This is a genomic window from Dietzia sp. SLG310A2-38A2, from assembly GCF_014145095.1.
Classification (GTDB): Bacteria; Actinomycetota; Actinomycetes; order Mycobacteriales; family Mycobacteriaceae; genus Dietzia.
The window spans coordinates 1,533-16,147 of record NZ_JAALDX010000551.1; the positions used below are offsets into that span (position 1 = coordinate 1,533).

At 65.1% G+C, this 14,615-nt stretch carries 12 protein-coding genes, 2 tRNA genes and 1 CRISPR repeat array; of the genes, 10 read left to right on the forward strand and 4 right to left on the reverse strand.

Annotated features, from left to right (window positions below; genetic code table 11):
- Positions 1-336, reverse strand: a 336-nt coding sequence (locus G6027_RS19270) for a glycosyltransferase family A protein (RefSeq protein ID WP_241727282.1), incomplete at its 3' end; no start/stop codon positions are given.
- A gap of 129 nt (positions 337-465) precedes the next feature.
- Here G6027_RS19270 and G6027_RS18235 point away from each other — a divergent pair.
- The 8 genes from G6027_RS18235 (at position 466) to cas6e (ending at position 8,623) form a co-directional block, all read left to right on the forward strand.
- A tRNA-Thr gene (locus G6027_RS18235) sits at positions 466-538 on the forward strand.
- Positions 539-557: 19 nt separating this feature from the next.
- A tRNA-Met gene (locus tag G6027_RS18240) sits at positions 558-631 on the forward strand.
- A 355-nt stretch (positions 632-986) separates the two neighbouring features.
- A complete protein-coding gene (gene cas3 / locus G6027_RS18245; protein ID WP_182638353.1) occupies positions 987-3,809 on the forward strand; it encodes a CRISPR-associated helicase Cas3' in 2,823 nt (940 codons plus the stop codon).
- Entirely contained in the window at positions 3,806-5,467 is a 1,662-nt protein-coding gene (gene casA, locus G6027_RS18250; RefSeq protein ID WP_182638354.1) for a type I-E CRISPR-associated protein Cse1/CasA, read from the forward strand. Before cas3 ends, casA begins: the two co-directional genes overlap by 4 nt.
- Positions 5,464-6,102 (forward strand): type I-E CRISPR-associated protein Cse2/CasB, encoded by a 639-nt coding sequence (casB, locus tag G6027_RS18255; RefSeq protein ID WP_182638355.1) that lies wholly within the window; start codon positions 5,464-5,466, stop codon positions 6,100-6,102. The genes casA and casB overlap by 4 nt, the downstream gene beginning before the upstream one ends.
- Before the next feature lie 30 nt (positions 6,103-6,132).
- Entirely contained in the window at positions 6,133-7,257 is a 1,125-nt protein-coding gene (cas7e, locus tag G6027_RS18260) for a type I-E CRISPR-associated protein Cas7/Cse4/CasC (RefSeq protein ID WP_182638356.1), read from the forward strand.
- Positions 7,254-7,943: a type I-E CRISPR-associated protein Cas5/CasD gene (gene cas5e / locus G6027_RS18265; protein ID WP_182638357.1), complete on the forward strand. Its 690-nt coding sequence runs from the start codon at positions 7,254-7,256 to the stop codon at positions 7,941-7,943. The genes cas7e and cas5e overlap by 4 nt, the downstream gene beginning before the upstream one ends.
- Before the next feature lie 8 nt (positions 7,944-7,951).
- Positions 7,952-8,623 carry a type I-E CRISPR-associated protein Cas6/Cse3/CasE gene (gene cas6e, locus G6027_RS18270; RefSeq protein WP_182638358.1) on the forward strand — a complete coding sequence of 224 codons (672 nt, stop codon included), beginning with the start codon at positions 7,952-7,954 and terminating at the stop codon, positions 8,621-8,623.
- A gap of 511 nt (positions 8,624-9,134) precedes the next feature.
- Here the strand turns inward: cas6e and G6027_RS18275 are convergent.
- The 3 genes from G6027_RS18275 to istA form a co-directional block, all read right to left on the reverse strand.
- Complete coding sequence (locus G6027_RS18275; protein WP_182638359.1) at positions 9,135-10,520, reverse strand: IS1380 family transposase; 1,386 nt, start codon at positions 10,518-10,520, stop codon at positions 9,135-9,137.
- Positions 10,521-10,670: 150 nt separating this feature from the next.
- On the reverse strand, positions 10,671-11,438 hold the full coding sequence (locus G6027_RS18280) for an ATP-binding protein (RefSeq protein WP_182638360.1): 768 nt from the start codon (positions 11,436-11,438) through the stop codon (positions 10,671-10,673).
- Positions 11,438-13,039 carry an IS21 family transposase gene (gene istA, locus G6027_RS18285; protein WP_182638361.1) on the reverse strand — a complete coding sequence of 534 codons (1,602 nt, stop codon included), beginning with the start codon at positions 13,037-13,039 and terminating at the stop codon, positions 11,438-11,440. The genes G6027_RS18280 and istA overlap by 1 nt, the downstream gene beginning before the upstream one ends.
- 216 nt (positions 13,040-13,255) lie before the next feature.
- Between istA and cas1e the strand changes: the two genes are divergently transcribed.
- Positions 13,256-13,906, forward strand: coding sequence for a type I-E CRISPR-associated endonuclease Cas1e (gene cas1e, locus G6027_RS18290; protein ID WP_182638364.1), 651 nt, complete (start codon positions 13,256-13,258; stop codon positions 13,904-13,906).
- Positions 13,900-14,241: a type I-E CRISPR-associated endoribonuclease Cas2e gene (gene cas2e, locus G6027_RS18295; RefSeq protein ID WP_182638362.1), complete on the forward strand. Its 342-nt coding sequence runs from the start codon at positions 13,900-13,902 to the stop codon at positions 14,239-14,241. Before cas1e ends, cas2e begins: the two co-directional genes overlap by 7 nt.
- Before the next feature lie 44 nt (positions 14,242-14,285).
- A CRISPR array of direct repeats spans positions 14,286-14,614; the repeat unit is 24 nt; unit sequence GTCGTCCCCGCGCAGGCGGGGCTG.
- Position 14,615 lies beyond the last annotated feature (1 nt).

Below are 14,615 nucleotides of genomic sequence, written 5' to 3' on the forward strand. Positions count from 1 at the left end.
CGGGCCGGAGATCGCCACGAGTTCCGGGTCCTCGGTGAACGCGCTCTCGATCCGCTGCATCCAGTCGGGGCCGGGGCGGGAGTCCGCGTCCAGGCGGGCGATCACGTCGCCGGTGGCCGAGTCGTAGCCGGTGGCGGCGGCAGAGGGGATGCCGCGCACCGCCTCGGCGACCACGCGGGCACCGGCCTCACGGGCCACCTCGGCGCTGGTGTCGGCGCAACCGTTGTCCACCACCACGATCTCGTCGGGCGGCCGCGTCTGGGAGCGGAGAGCGGCCAGGCACCCGGCGAGTTCGTGAGCGTCGTCGAGGACGGGGACGACCACCGAGATGCGCATGGTCCTCATCCTGCCAGCGGGTCCCCGAACGCGCCCAACCGGGCGATTTGTGTCCACGGATGCCGCGTGTGTAATCTGCTAGAGGCTTTCACCCCGAGCTGCGGAGCGCTTCGTGACTCAGGGTGGCCGGCCCCCTTAGCTCAGTCGGTAGAGCGTTTCCATGGTAAGGAAAAGGTCGACGGTTCGATTCCGTCAGGGGGCTCGCACGGCACACCGGGCACGGCGATATAGCTCAGATGGTTAGAGCGCACGACTCATAATCGTGAGGTCCCGGGTTCGATCCCCGGTATCGCTACAAGAGAGCACGACACGAACCGGCACCTCGTACGGGGTGCCGGTTTCGTCGTTTCCCGGTGGAGTGCCCTAGTTTGAAGGCGATCACTCTCAGGGATCGGCCGTCACCCGATCCTTGTCGCCTCTCGCGAGGCGCTGTTCCGGTTTAGGCGGGCGAGTGTGAATTGTCCCGACCTCGGTCGGGTGTGCATGGGGCCGAATGGTGCGACACCGTTCGGCCCCTTGCTAATCCACGATGAGAACACCCGGTGCAAAAAAAGCCAATGTTTAAGTGGGAGAGTAAGAGAGGGTTGCGACCATCATGTTGACCCCGTACAGTGACTTGCATCACCTAACAAGTACACGAGGGGTCTGACATGACTGCGAAGATCCGCCCACCGGACGGACCGTGGTCGCTCGCGTGGGCGAAGTCGCCCGACGATGACGGTGACTGGCTTCCGCTGTGGCGTCACATGGCTGACTCCGCCGAAGTGGCGAACCGTCTATGGATGGAATGGATGCCGCCCGCCTCTCGAGCAGTCGTGGCGGCCGAGACGGGAAGCCAGGTTCTGGCGGGTTCGCTTGCGGTCTTCCTCGCAGCCGCTCACGATGTCGGAAAGATCAGCGAGGAGTTCGCGAGCCAGAACGTCGAGTTGCGCGAGCGAATGTCCCGCGTGGGGTTCGCGTTACCAAACGCTGCGGTCAGCTCGGGACAACGCAGGGAGAGGCCGCACGGATCGGTGAGCGCTAGAAGCCTCTGGGAGTGGCTGTTCGAAGCCATCGGGGGCCGCGGCAAGGCCTCGACGATTTCGGCGGTGCTGGCCGGTCATCACGGGACGTTCCCTCCAGGGCCGCCCCAGGAGTTGCCGGAGTCGAACGCGATCTGGGCCGAATCCCGCCGATCGGCGATCGACTTCGCTGTTGGGCTCTCCGAGATCACTGAGGCAGACCTCGTGCAGGTGGCCACTGTGGGACTCTCCCAGGCGGCGCAGGTCGTCCTCGCAGGTTTTGTCGTGGTGTGCGATTGGATTGCGTCCAACACGGAGTTGTTCCCGTACGGGACTGATGGGGAAGATGGCGACCGCGCGGCCAGGGGGTTGGCTGCGCTCGCTCTGCCGCGGCCTTGGTCGCCCAGCCCTCCACTTGATGATGCCGCGCTTTTCGCCGACCGTTTCGAGCTGCCGGAAGGTGCGTCTCCGAGGCCGGTGCAACTCGCCGCCGTTGAACAGGCGCGACTCATGATCGAACCCGAGCTCATGCTCATCGAAGCACCGACAGGAGAGGGTAAGACAGAGGCGGCCTTCGCCGCAGCCGAGGTCATCGCGGCCAAATTCGGATGTGGTGGGTTGACGGTGGCGCTCCCCACGTGTGCGACGAGCGACGCGATGTTCAGCCGAACACTGTCATGGCTCGATCGCAGTGTTCCCGCCGGAACAGTCGCCTCCGCACTGCTGACCCACAGTCGTGCGCGATTCAACGACGAGTTCACGGGACTGTCCGCGGTTGTCCCGGATAGGGGGCTGGCGGGTATCCACGACGATTCCCCCTCGGGTGCCGGATCGCTGACCGCGCACTGGTGGCTCCGGGCCAGGAAGAAGTCGGCGCTCGCCGACTTCACCGTCGGGACCATCGACCAGGTGCTTCTCCTTGCGCTGCAGTCTCGTCATCTCATGCTGCGGCACCTCGGGATCGTCGGAAAGGTCGTGGTCCTCGACGAGGTACACGCGGCGGACAGCTACATGTCCCACTTCCTCGACCGGGCCTTGGAGTGGCTCGGTGCTGAACGGGTTCCGGTCGTCGCCTTGACCGCGACCCTCACGCCGGAGCGCCGATGCGCGATGCTCGCGGCATATCGGAGGGGGCGATCAGCGGCAGCGGGGGAGCAGATCGTGGCGGGCAGCCGACCGGGACCCGACTTCGAGGCGACAGCTGCTGCCACCGCGTTCCCCCTGATCGTCCGGGTGGGGTCGGGACTGCCGACTCTGACGGAGCCAGCGGCCAGCGGTCGGGAGACCGCCTATCGTATGGAATTCGTCGGCGACGACGACGCTGAGCTTGTCCAGTCGGTGTCAGACGCGGTGAACAGCGGAGTCTGCGTCGTCGTCGTGCGGAACACGGTGGCCCGGGCGCAGGAGGTTTACACCGCCCTTCTCAACGAGCTGGGATCCAGTCGGACGATGTTGCTGCACTCACGGTTCATCCTGGCAGACAGGCTCCACCGTGAAGGTCATGTCAAGGGGTTGCTGGGCCCACCGGCGATCGGACGCAGACGACCCCCCGGCATGGTGATCGTGTCGACTCAGGTTATCGAGAGTTCGCTCGATATCGATGCGGACCTCATGTACTCCGACCTTGCCCCAATCGATCTGATCCTCCAACGAGCCGGCCGCTTGCACAGGCACGACCGACCGGCCGGCACCAGGCCGGGGATCGCGGCGACACCGAGGTTCCTCATCAGCGGCGTCGAGCTCTCGTCCGATGGGTCGAGCCCGACCGTAGACAAGGGGTCATCCTATGTATACGGCGGTGCATCTCTATTGCGCACGACGGCGGTGCTCCGTGATCACCTCGAACGCACCGAAGGAATAGTGGAGTCGCCTCGCGACGTCTCAGACCTCGTCCGTGCCGCCTACTCACCAGACGCCGTCCCGCCAGCTGGGTGGGAGGACGACTGGCGCTCAGCCGAGAAACTGCGGCAGGAATCCGATGCGGAGAGGGAGCGTCGCAGCGGGGCGTTTCTTCTCCGCTCACCGGGTCCTGGGCCCGCCTACGGGTGGAACTCGGGATCATCTGACGAGCCCAGGGAAGAGGTGCTCGGACACGCCCAGGTCAGAGACGCTGAGAATTCTCTCGATGTAGTCGTCGTGCGTGAGGTCGACGGCCGCGTTTGGTCCCTGCCGTGGCTGGAGCGACGAGGTGACGAACTGGTCGACTCCGATCTAGGTGTCGACGACGAACTGGCGCGAGCCGTGGCGATGTGCACCGTCTCACTTCCCGCCTGGACTTTTCGTGGCAAACGGGAAGCCTGGCTCATCGAGGAGCTGGAGACGCGTGGGATCCCGGGGTGGCAGAAGTCGCCTTGGCTCAAAGGGATGTTGCCGTTGCCGCTGAACGAGGACCTGTGGGTCCGGATCGGAGACCTGCACATGGAGTACGACCGTTCGACCGGACTGACCGTCCGGGTCAAGGGGGACGCATGACCGACACATTCAACCTTGTAGACAAGCCCTGGATCCGTATCCGTGACGTCGAGGGGGAGGTCCGGGAGGTCAGCCTGTCGGAGGCGCTCACCGAGTCGCACAGGATCGAAAGGCTCGCGGGCGAGCTGCCCACGCAGGACTTCGCCGTGCTGCGGGTACTGCTCGCCGTGCTGTACCGCGCGGTGGCGCCGGAGCCGACCGGTGATCCGGAAGGCGTGTGGGAGGAACTGTGGAATCAAGAGAGGCTTCCCGCAGCAGGGTTCACCGCATACCTGGACGCGTGGAAGCCTCGGTTTGACCTCCTCGACTCGCAGAGACCGTTCATGCAGGTGCCTGACCTTCACACCTCCAAAGGGGAGTGGCGCAGCCTCGAACTGCTCGTCCCTGATTGCCCCGGTCCCGGGGCGATGTTTCGCCGACGAGATCCGTCGATCTCTCTGGGCCTGGGGGAGGCTTCCCGGTGGCTCCTGCACTGTCAGGCTTATGACCCGTCGGGAATCAAGTCAGGCGCAGTAGGCGATCAACGGGTGAAGGGAGGGAAGGGCTACCCGACGCCCGTCGGGTGGGCGGGCTGGATGGGCGGGCAGTACATCGAGGGGACGAACCTCCGCGAGACTCTGTTGCTCAACCTGGTGCTAGATCGCAGGTACGACCGTAGGGACGTTCCTCTATGGGAGGAAGAGCAGCACCTGACCCAGGAAGTGAGATCGCCTGAGACGTGTGGACCATTCGGTCAGCTCGGACTCCTGACGTGGCCTGAACGACGGGTGCGCCTCCACATTGAGGAGGGGGAGGTCGCCGAGGTACTCATCTGCAACGGCGATCCCATCCCGTACACCCTCCAGAGCGAGCACGAACTGATGACGCCCTGGCGTTTCAGTGAACCGCAGTCCGCCAAGGCGAAGTCGATCATCTACATGCCGAGATCCCTGACCAGGGGGCGCGCGCTGTGGCGCGGTCTGGAGACACTGCTCCCAGATCCGTCCGGAGCAAAGGTCAAGACCAAGTACGGGGATGCGGAGTCCGCCCGCCCCTCCGGAGTGGTGAATTGGGTCGGCAAGCTCGTGAGCGAGAAAGTGCTCCCTCTTGGATTTCAGGTGAGGATCGTCGCGACAGGGGTCGAGTACGGCCCTCAGATGGCGGTGATCTCCACCGTCCTCGCTGATCGGCTCGCCTTCGCCGGCGTGCTCGCAGACGTCTCCTCCGGTGCACATCGCGCGGCGGCCACGACCGCGGTCGGTGAGACCGACGCCGCGATCCGGGCGCTCGGGAGCCTCGCCGACAACCTGGTCGTCGCGGCGGGTGGTGAAGCGGGGCCCGCCCGCGAGGGTGCCGTGTCCGGCGCTTACGAGGAACTCGATCGTGCGTTCCGACGCTGGCTGCGCGATCTCGGTCCGGAGACATCGCCCGATGCAAGTCTCCAGAACTGGCGTGAGGGGTGTCGCCGGACGCTCGCGGCCAGGGGCGAGGAGCTGGTGCGGAACGCCCCGCCGGCAGCGTGGCGCGGCCGCGAGCACTCCGGGCATGTGGTTTCCGTGGGGCAGGCGGACCTGTGGTTTCGTCGGTCACTCGCCAAGGCACTGCCCTTCCTGCCTCGTGACGACCTCCCGGCGACCAACTACGCCGACGAAAGCACCACCGAGAGGACTGAACCTTGATCACCACCGAGCCCGCACAGGCAGGCACGCGCCGCGAGACGCTGGAAAGCTACGTGCGAAGTAGGGCGGTCGGACTGCAAAAGCGTCTCTCTGCCGGCGACAGCTCCGCCCGTGCGTCCCTCGCTCGGATGCGACGCGCGGTCGGCGCCGATATCGCTGTTCAACCCGAGGCGTGGGGAGAGTTCTACTCGGGGTTTCCCGAAGAACTGGTGGGAGAGGGCGACGACGTCGGCCCCTACGAATACGCCGCGCACATCGCTCTGACCCTGTTCGCGCTCCATCAGCAGTCGCAGGCGCAACCGATGCACGTCGGCGGTCCGTCCGCGAGGTTGGGATCCGCTGTGCGAAAGCTGGCCACCCCGAACGACGCGCAAGAACACGAGCAGGCGACGCTTCGCCGATTTCAGGCGTTGGTCACGGCAGACGAACTCCCTGAGATCGTGCATCACCTGAGGGGAATCGTCCTCCTCCTCAAAGCCAAGTCGATCCCGCTGGACTACGGACGACTCGCGTCGGACGTTGCGTCGCTTCACTCACCTGAAAGTGCGACCAGGGTGAAGCTTCGGTGGGCGCGCGATCTGTACACCGCGCCGAGGTCTCGCCCGACCGCCCACCAGCCCCCGTCCAAGAACTGAGTCCTCAGCCCTCTCAATACAGGAGTAGCAATGACTACCTATATCGACGTCCATATCATCCAAACGGTTCCGCCGTCCAACATCAATCGAGATGACACGGGCTCGCCCAAGTCCGCGGTGTACGGCGGGGTTCGCAGGTCTCGAGTATCGAGTCAAGCGTGGAAGCGGGCCACGCGCGCCGAGTTCTCTTCGCACCTCGACACCGCGGAGCTCGGGGTGAGGACCAAGCGGGTCGTCGAACAAATGATCGGGGAGATCGTCGCAAGGCGCCCCGATCTGGAGGAGTCCGCCGAGGATCTGGCCGCGAAAGTGCTCAAGGTCGTGGATATCAATTTGGCCAAGGAGAAGAGGGAATCCGGCGAGAAGCGGGAGGTACCCCAGACCGAGTATCTGATCTTCCTCTCGCGTGCCCAGATTTCGGCCCTCGCGAAACTCGCCATCGACTCCGTCGACAGCACTCCGGACAAGAAGTCGGTCAAGAAGGCGTTCCATGACGACACCTCTATCGACGTAGCCTTGTTCGGCCGCATGATCGCCAATGCGCCCGACCTCAACGTCGACGCCTGCTGTCAGGTGGCTCACGCGATCTCGGTGCACCCCGCCTCCAACGAGTTCGACTACTTCACCGCCGTAGACGACAAGGCGCCGGAGGACAATGCAGGCGCGGGAATGATCGGCACTGTCGAGTTCGTGTCATCGACGATGTACCGGTACGCAACGGTGAACGCCGACGCGCTCGCCGCCTCACTCGGGTCGATTGAGGCCGCTGCCAAGGCTGCCGAAGCCTTCGTAAGGGCCTTCGCTGTGTCCATGCCCACCGGCAAGAGCAATACCTTCGCGAACAGGACCCGGGCCGACCTCGTCCTGGTCCAGGTCCGAGAGGATCAGCCGGTCAACCTTGTCGGAGCCTTCGAATCCGCCATCGTGTCGACCATCGGTCGCACGGAGCAGGCGGTCTTGCGATTGGCCGAACACGCGGCCGACCAGGATGCCGCTTACGGGACACCCCCCGTCGCCGGTGCGTTTCTCGCCGCAGGTGCCGCGGCGACCGAGACGGCGCTCGAGAAGCTCGGGGAGATCGGTCAGCGGGCCGACCTCAACGGTGTCGTCCGCCTGGTGGGCGAGCAGGTTCGCGAAAGGGTGGAAGAGAAGTGACCTCGCTTCTCCTCAGACTCGCCGGCCCGCTTCAGGCATGGGGCGACTCGAGTCGGTTCAACGACCGCACGACTAGGAGGGAACCGACCAAGAGCGGGGTCGTGGGCATGCTCGCCGCTGCGTCTGGCCGGAGGCGCACCGATCCGATCGAGGACCTCGCCAGTCTGCGGTTCGGTGTCCGGAGCGATCAGCAGGGCCGGCTCGTTCGCGACTTCCAGACGAGCATCGACTGGCGCACCGGGAAGTCCAAGCCACTCACCTCTCGTCACTACTTGAGTGACGCATGTTTCGTGGTCGCGGTCGAAGGGGAGGACGAGCTCCTCGAAGGTCTGCGGGAGGCGCTCCGTCGACCGGTCTTCCCCGTCTATCTGGGGCGTCGATCCTGCCCACCGGCCGGACGCGTCGTTCTCGGGATGCGGGACCCCGGAGTCGAACAGGCGTTGAGCGACGAGCCGTGGCAAGCCTCGGATTGGTATCGGAAGACGTGTTCGTCGCCCGCTCACCTCCCGGTGACCCTCGACGCCACGCAAGGATCGGTCCAGGACGAGTTGATCTCCGATCATCCCGTGAGCTTCGACCCCCGAGACCGTAGGCACGGAGTGCGAGCGGTCGTCCACACAGCGGTCATCGTCGACAATCCACTCGGACGTCCGGTAGTCGGCCATGACCCCATGAGCATGTTGTGAGGCCACCTATGTACTTGTCGCGAATGCACCTGAATCCGCGTCGGCGGGGCACCCGACTCCTGGTCGGCAATCCGCAGACCGTGCACGCCGCTGTGATGTCGTCCTTCCCCCCGGCCGCACACGGAGAAGGCCGTGTTCTCTGGCGTTTGGATCGCGAAGGTGACCACTTGGCGCTGTACATCCTCAGCCCGACCGCTCCGTCGTTCGAGCACATCCAGGAGCAAGCCGGCTGGTCCAATCAGGAATCGTGGGACGTGCGTCCGTATGGTCGTGTGCTCGATCGGATCACGTTGGGCCAAGAGTACTCGTTCCGGTTGGTCGCCAATCCGAGCCGAATCGTCACGGGGGAGGACGGGAAGAAGCGTCGGTTCGCCCATGTGACAGTCGACCAACAATTGGGTTGGCTCACCGATCGTGCGTCCTCACTCGGTGTCGAGTTCATCGACGCCGGCGGAGTCTTCGACGATGAGAAGTGGGTTCCCGCCGTCGCGGTGACGTCGCGTGAGATCTCGCGTTTCCAACGCAAGGGAGCCACGGTGACAGTATCGAGGTCCCAATTCGATGGGGCGATCCGAGTCACTGATGTCGACGCCCTCCGCAGCACTCTGACGAACGGCGTCGGCAAGGCCAAGGCATATGGGTGCGGGCTTCTCACACTGGCGCCACTCGGCCGGAGGTGAGTCGTGAAGACACCCGGAATCCGTCCCTCCAGGTCCCGGGAATTGACCCGGGTGGAGGACAGAGTCACCTTCCTCTACTTGGAACACTGCACTATCGGGCGAGACGCGAATGCGCTCACCGCCACCGATGAACTCGGGGTCATCCATATCCCGAGCGCCTCGCTCGGGGTGCTGATGCTGGGCCCGGGCCCGCGGGTCACCCACCAAGCAATGTGCGTTCTCGCCGATAGTGGATCGTCGGTCGTGTGGACGGGTGAGAACGGGGTGCGCTACTACGCCCATGGCAGACCATTGGGACGGTCGACGAAGCTGCTCGAAGCTCAGGCGCGATTAGCCTCGAAGTTTCATCGGGCGGTTGAGCGGTGTGAAGGGTTCGTCAACTCGTGATTCTGCCTGGTTTTCGGCGTGTGTGCGTGATTGTTCGGCCGGTGTCGCTCGGCTTGGCGTCGGGGTTCCACGTTCCCGTTGGGTGCTACGTCTGTCAAGGGCCGGAAGGGTCTTTGCCGGCGGGTTAGCCGGGGGCTTCGAGTCGCGCCAGGCCAGCAGTGATCAGGTGACCCCAGGGCGCGGTTTCATCGAGGTGGAGGCGGGTTTTTCGGGCGTGACGGGCCAGACTCGCGGCTACGGAGAGTAGCCGCAGGCGGAGGCGTTTGGGTTCCCACGTCGCGGCTGGGGTGTCGTCGAGGGCGACGAGCTGGGCCCAGGCCAGGAGAAGCTGGGCGAGCTGGGCGATGAGAATCCAGATCCGGTTCTGCGCGGTGGTCTGCAGGGGAAGTTTGGCCAGGCCGGTGTCCTTGGCGGTGCGGATGCGATCCTCGCAGCGAGCCCGCTGGCGGTGCCGCAGTTCCAGATTCTGGATGTGGCCGCGGCCCGTGTTGGTCACGAACGCTGTCAGGCGGCGTCCGGAGGCATCGGTGAATCGCAGCTGGGCGCCCGGATGGGGCCGTTCTGCTCTCACGATTAGGCGCATCCCTGCTGGCCAGCGGCTCAGGTCGGCCACACCGGTCAGTTCGACGACCTCGGCACCCTCGCGGATGCCGCCCTCTGAGGTCAGCGCCGGCTGCCACGCCTGGGCTGGCAGGTCATCGACCAGTGCGGCCAGGGCCGGAGTGAGGGCGAAACCGACGGAGTACTGCACTCGCTTGCGGTGCAGGTGCTCGAGGAACCCGTGCGATGCGCCGGCTCCGTCGGTGCGGACCAGGACTCGTTTTCCGGGTCGGGAAACGTTGATACCCGGGATCGATTTCAGCGCTGTGGCCAGGACGTTCTTGTGGTCGGCGGCGGTATTGGCGCCGGCGTTGCCCGGCCGCAGCAGTGCGGCCAAGGGTTCTCCGCCCCCGCCGGGCCCGTGGTCACAGAACGCGAGCAGTGGGTGGTGACCGTAGCCCTTCTTATAGGTCGGGGCCGCGTGCTCTTTATCCGAGTGGGCGGTGATCAAGGTGGCGTCGATGTCGATGATGACCGGGGTCTTCGCGCTCGGCGCTCGCAGCGACGGCCGGTGCTCGGCCCGGTTCCACACGTGCTCTCGTGCGCGAGATACTGCCTGGTGCACCACTGATTCGACGCGGTCGACATCGTCTGCGAGAGTGGCCAGCAGTCTCGAGATCGTGGCGTGCGAGGGCACGCGGCCGACGATGGTGTCGGCTCCGGCGAGCTCGCGAACATCGACCAGGTGGTCCCCGCCAACGGCGACCGCCAGGGCCAACTGCGTCAGCATGCGGCCGGGGTCAAACACCGCGGTCGGTGCCCGCCACGGCGCCAACGCCTGCGATAGACCTTCTACCAGGCCGGATGTCTCGGCGACTCGGGCGGGAAGCACGACTCCGGCGTGGGAGAGGACTCCCGTCCCGGCGTGGTCAATCTCCAGGCGGATGGGCGAGAGGGTACAGTTCTTCACCAGAAAGGTGCTCCTTGACTGGATGCTTTGCGAGCTTCAACACCCCGTGGCAGATAGGGCTTGTCGGTACTGCGGGTCCGTCGAGTTGGTACCGCTGTTCCGGCGACCCGGAACCGGCCCGTGTGTGAGGCGGGCCGGCACCGTCGGGGGTTACTCCCAGTAGCCGGTGGTGGCTCGTGCTTGGTCGTCGCGTTGGCGTCGCATGTCGACTTCGCCGAGGTTGATCTCGCGGGCGTTGTTGGCCAGGCGGTTGACGATGGAGTCGGCGGCGACCCGGTCGGGTAGGGCCTCGAGCCAGTACGCCGGTCGGGATTGGGAAGCGATCATCGTCGGTAGGCGGTGCTCCCGGTTGGCCAGCACTGCGAACAGATCGTTGGCGGCTTCGGGGTCGATGCCCACGGTGAGGAAGTCGTCGATGATCAGCAGCTCCACGTCCGAGAGATCGTTGAGCATCTTCTGGTGGCGGATCCCGTCGCCGCGGGCGATGACCAGGCGGCGGGCGAGTTCGTCCATGCGGGCGTAGGTGACGGTGTGCCCGTTCTGGCAGGCGGCGATCCCGATCGCGCAGGCCAGGTAGGTTTTCCCGCCGCCGGTCGGTGAGAGGACCAGCAGGTTCGTGGGGTCCTGCCTCCAGTGGTGTCCGGCGTAGCGTTTCATCCGCACCGGGGTGATCCCGCGTCCTTCCTGGTAGTTGACCTCGGCGATCGAGGCCTGCGGGATCGGGAACTTGGCGGAGCGGATGAGCTTGTCGATCCGGTGCGCCTGGCGCTGGTCCAGGGCGTCGTCGACGGCGGTGAGGAAGATCTGCTCCGGGGTGAGTTCATCGTTGGCCTCGTCGCTGATCAACTCCTCGAACCGGGTCGCCACGTGCGTGATGCGCAGGCTGCGGAACTTCTGGTGATCGATCTCGGTGAACATCAGGCACCAGCCCCGCTGCGGCCGCGCGAGTAGTGATCGGCCGACCGGACTTGGATCGCACCGTCGTCTCGGGCTCCGGCCGGTGGCGGCGGCTTTCGTGTGGCCGCCGCCGGCACCACGGGCCGGGGCGCTTTCCCGTCGGAGTCGATGGTGGCCATGACGCGTTTGAGAACGCTGTAGCTACCAGCGCCGTTCTGGTTGAGCAGCACTTGGCAGGCCGCCTCGAGCCGCTGGCGGCTTCTCTTGCCGAGGGTTTCGAGGATGTTCTGGCAGTCCAGATAGCCTTGCGCCTCGATCACGTGACGATCCAGGATCTGGGCGATCACCTTCTCGGTGGCGGGGCCGAACCCGCGGGCGCGGTCGGTGAACCACTGCCGTGACCACAGGCCGTCGATACCCTGATGGGCCTTCGGGGCGTGAGCGAGCACGGTCGAGTACTGGCCCTTGCGGCCGTGGCGCCGGGAGTGCTCGTGCACGACTTGGTCGCCGTCGAAGAGCGTCACCGACTGCGCGGTCAGGCGCACCCGCAGGAGTTGACCGGCGTAGGTGTAGGGCACCGAGTAGTACTGCGAGTCGCAGGAGACGTGATAGTTCCGTCCGACTTTGAGCTGTTTCCATTCCACCGTGGCGAACCCGTCGTCTGGCAGGGCGGCCAGCAGTGTCGCTTCGTCGGCTTCGAACCGCTCCCACCGGGTCGTGCCGTCAGCCCGACGGATCTGTGTGTTGATTTCGGCAACGCGGTCGTCGATCGCGGCGTTCAGGGCTTCGACGGTGGTCCAGACCTCCTCGGCGAGGTAGCCGATGACGCGCTTGTTGACCACTTCCACGGCTGACTCTACGGCTGCCTTGTCGCGGGGTTTTCGGACCCGGGCCGGCACGATCGCGGTTCCGTAATGGTCGGCCAGCTGCTGGTAGCGGACGTTGACCGCCCTGGCCGCCTCGCCCTGCTTCTGCCGGTGAGTGGCGGTGGTCGGATTGTCGGGCACCACCATCTGCGGGGTGCCGCCGAAGAAGGCGAACGCGGCGACGTGGGCGTCGATCCAGGACGGGGACTTCATATCGGTGAAGCCGCGGCAGAACACCGCACCGGAGTACGGCAGTACCGCCACGAACAGGTACAGCTTGGTGACTTCCCCGGTGACGGCGTCGAGGACCTCGAGGGTGTCGCCGGCCCAGTCCACCAGCATCGCCCGGCCGGGTTCGTGATGCAGGGTGGCCACCACGTCCTTGACCCGGGCGTGCTCGGCGAACAGGGCGCAGTACTGCGAGTACCCGTACTTCTTTCCGCTGCCGGCGGGGTCGGCGAGGTATTTGCCCCAGGCCTGCTGGATGGTGAAGTGCCGGTTGAACTTCATCGATGCCAGCACTCGATCGAAGTCAGGTTTGGTGTAGTCCTCCGAGACGCGTTTGCGTCCATCGGGGAACATCCCGGCCATCTCGGCCGGGTTCATCGACGCCGCCTGCCCGGCGGTGACGCCGTACGCGGTGATCGTCTTTTTCACCGCCGCAATCTCCCGACGCGAACACCCGACGGCGGCGACGATCTCGCTGTAGCTATGCCCGGCCAGCGCCAACGTCATGATGGCCTTGTAGTCGGCCACGTGAGCCTCCTCAAATAGGAAGAAGCGGCGCGGGTGCGCCGCCTCACCCCGAGCAGACCACCCCGCCCGCCCCGAGAAGTACCAAGTCATCGGAATCGCAGTACCGGATCGCCGGACTAGGCGTACCCACTGGCCCTATCTGCCAACCCCGCATTATTCCAGTTCAGAGCACCTTTCTTTATGCCCGACACGCACTAACTCAGCCGCCCCCGCGAAATCTCGAGGTTAGTCAGCAACAATCGGTCCCGTCTCGCTGTTGCGCGACAGATGTACGCGATGCGCTTTCCAGGTGAGGACGTATCGCGTCTGACCATGCAGCAGTTGCGCGGCCGGGAGGGTGCGCGCGTGCGGAAGTCGTATAGAGATTGGTCAGTCACGACCGGCGTGGAGTGGTCGCGGAGAGAGTTCACCGTGGACGACTTCGACTCGTCGGATCCGATCAACCAGGCCCTATCTGCCGCGCACTCGTGCTTGTACGGCGTAGTCCATGCGGTGATTGTGGCTATCGGATGCTCGCCGGGGCTGGGGTTCGTCCACACCGGTCACGACAGGTCGTTCATTTACGATATTGCAGATTTGTACAAATCGGCCAGCACCGTGCCCATTGCATTCCAGTCGGTTGCACAGATGGATCAAGATGACCCTGAAGCGCTTGCGGGGCTCGCCTCCACCGTCAGGAGGCAGGTTCGCGACGCGATGCGTGGACAGCGGATCCTCAGTAGATGCGTGGCTGACCTACGTTTTCTGCTGCTACCGGAAACGGAAGATGAGGGTGAGGACGGGCTCGCGACGGTGATTGAACTCTGGGATGAGCAACTCGGGCGGGTGTCTGGCGGTACGAACTACAGCGAGGACGTGCCATGGTGACGATTGTCCTCACAGCTTGCCCAGCTGGGCTACGGGGTCACTTGACTCGATGGTTGATCGAAGTGAGCCCAGGAGTGTTCGTGGGCAGAGTCAACGCGAGGCTGCGTGATGAGCTCTGGAAGCTCATCCTTGAAACCGTGAAAGACGGGCGAGCGATCATGACTTACTCGACACGGGAAACAGAGCAAGGGTTCGACTTTCGTGTCCATCGGCACGACTGGTCGGTAGAGGATTTCGAGGGGCTACGTGTGATGCGTAGAACCACCTCTAGTAAGCGCACCACCGGAATGCGGAGAGGTTGGTCTGCTGCGTCGCATCTGCGCCGGAGAAAGTAAACTAGAACTCCGAGTATTTCTCCATTCTCCGCTGGTCAGCAAGTGTCGTCCCCGCGCAGGCGGGGCTGTTCCACTGGCCCTCGGCCTGGATCGCTGCGACGACCATGTCGTCCCCGCGCAGGCGGGCTGTTCCGTCCCGGTTCTTCGCCGCAGCACGACGGTTCACGTCGTCCCCGCGCAGGCGGGGCTGTTCCCAGTGCCTCGAACGCGAGGACTGTCTGTAGGAGGTCGTCCCCGCGCAGGCGGGGCTGTTCCTAGTGCGATCACTACTAGAAACAATATGAATGAGTCGTCCCCGCGCAGGCGGGGCTGTTCCGACAGCCTGGGACACCGGCTTCAGCCCCGCGGGGTCGTCCCCGCGCAGGCGGGGCTGT

Bases quoted from the DNA above. Each gene is read 5' to 3' on its own strand.
- cas3 (WP_182638353.1), top strand. From the start codon at position 987: ATGACTGCGAAGATCCGCCCACCGGACGGACCGTGGTCGCTCGCGTGG.
- casA (WP_182638354.1), top strand. From the start codon at position 3,806: ATGACCGACACATTCAACCTTGTAGACAAGCCCTGGATCCGTATCCGT.
- cas7e (WP_182638356.1), top strand. From the start codon at position 6,133: ATGACTACCTATATCGACGTCCATATCATCCAAACGGTTCCGCCGTCC.
- cas6e (WP_182638358.1), top strand. From the start codon at position 7,952: ATGTACTTGTCGCGAATGCACCTGAATCCGCGTCGGCGGGGCACCCGA.
- G6027_RS18280 (WP_182638360.1), bottom strand. From the start codon at position 11,438: ATGTTCACCGAGATCGATCACCAGAAGTTCCGCAGCCTGCGCATCACG.
- cas2e (WP_182638362.1), top strand. From the start codon at position 13,900: ATGGTGACGATTGTCCTCACAGCTTGCCCAGCTGGGCTACGGGGTCAC.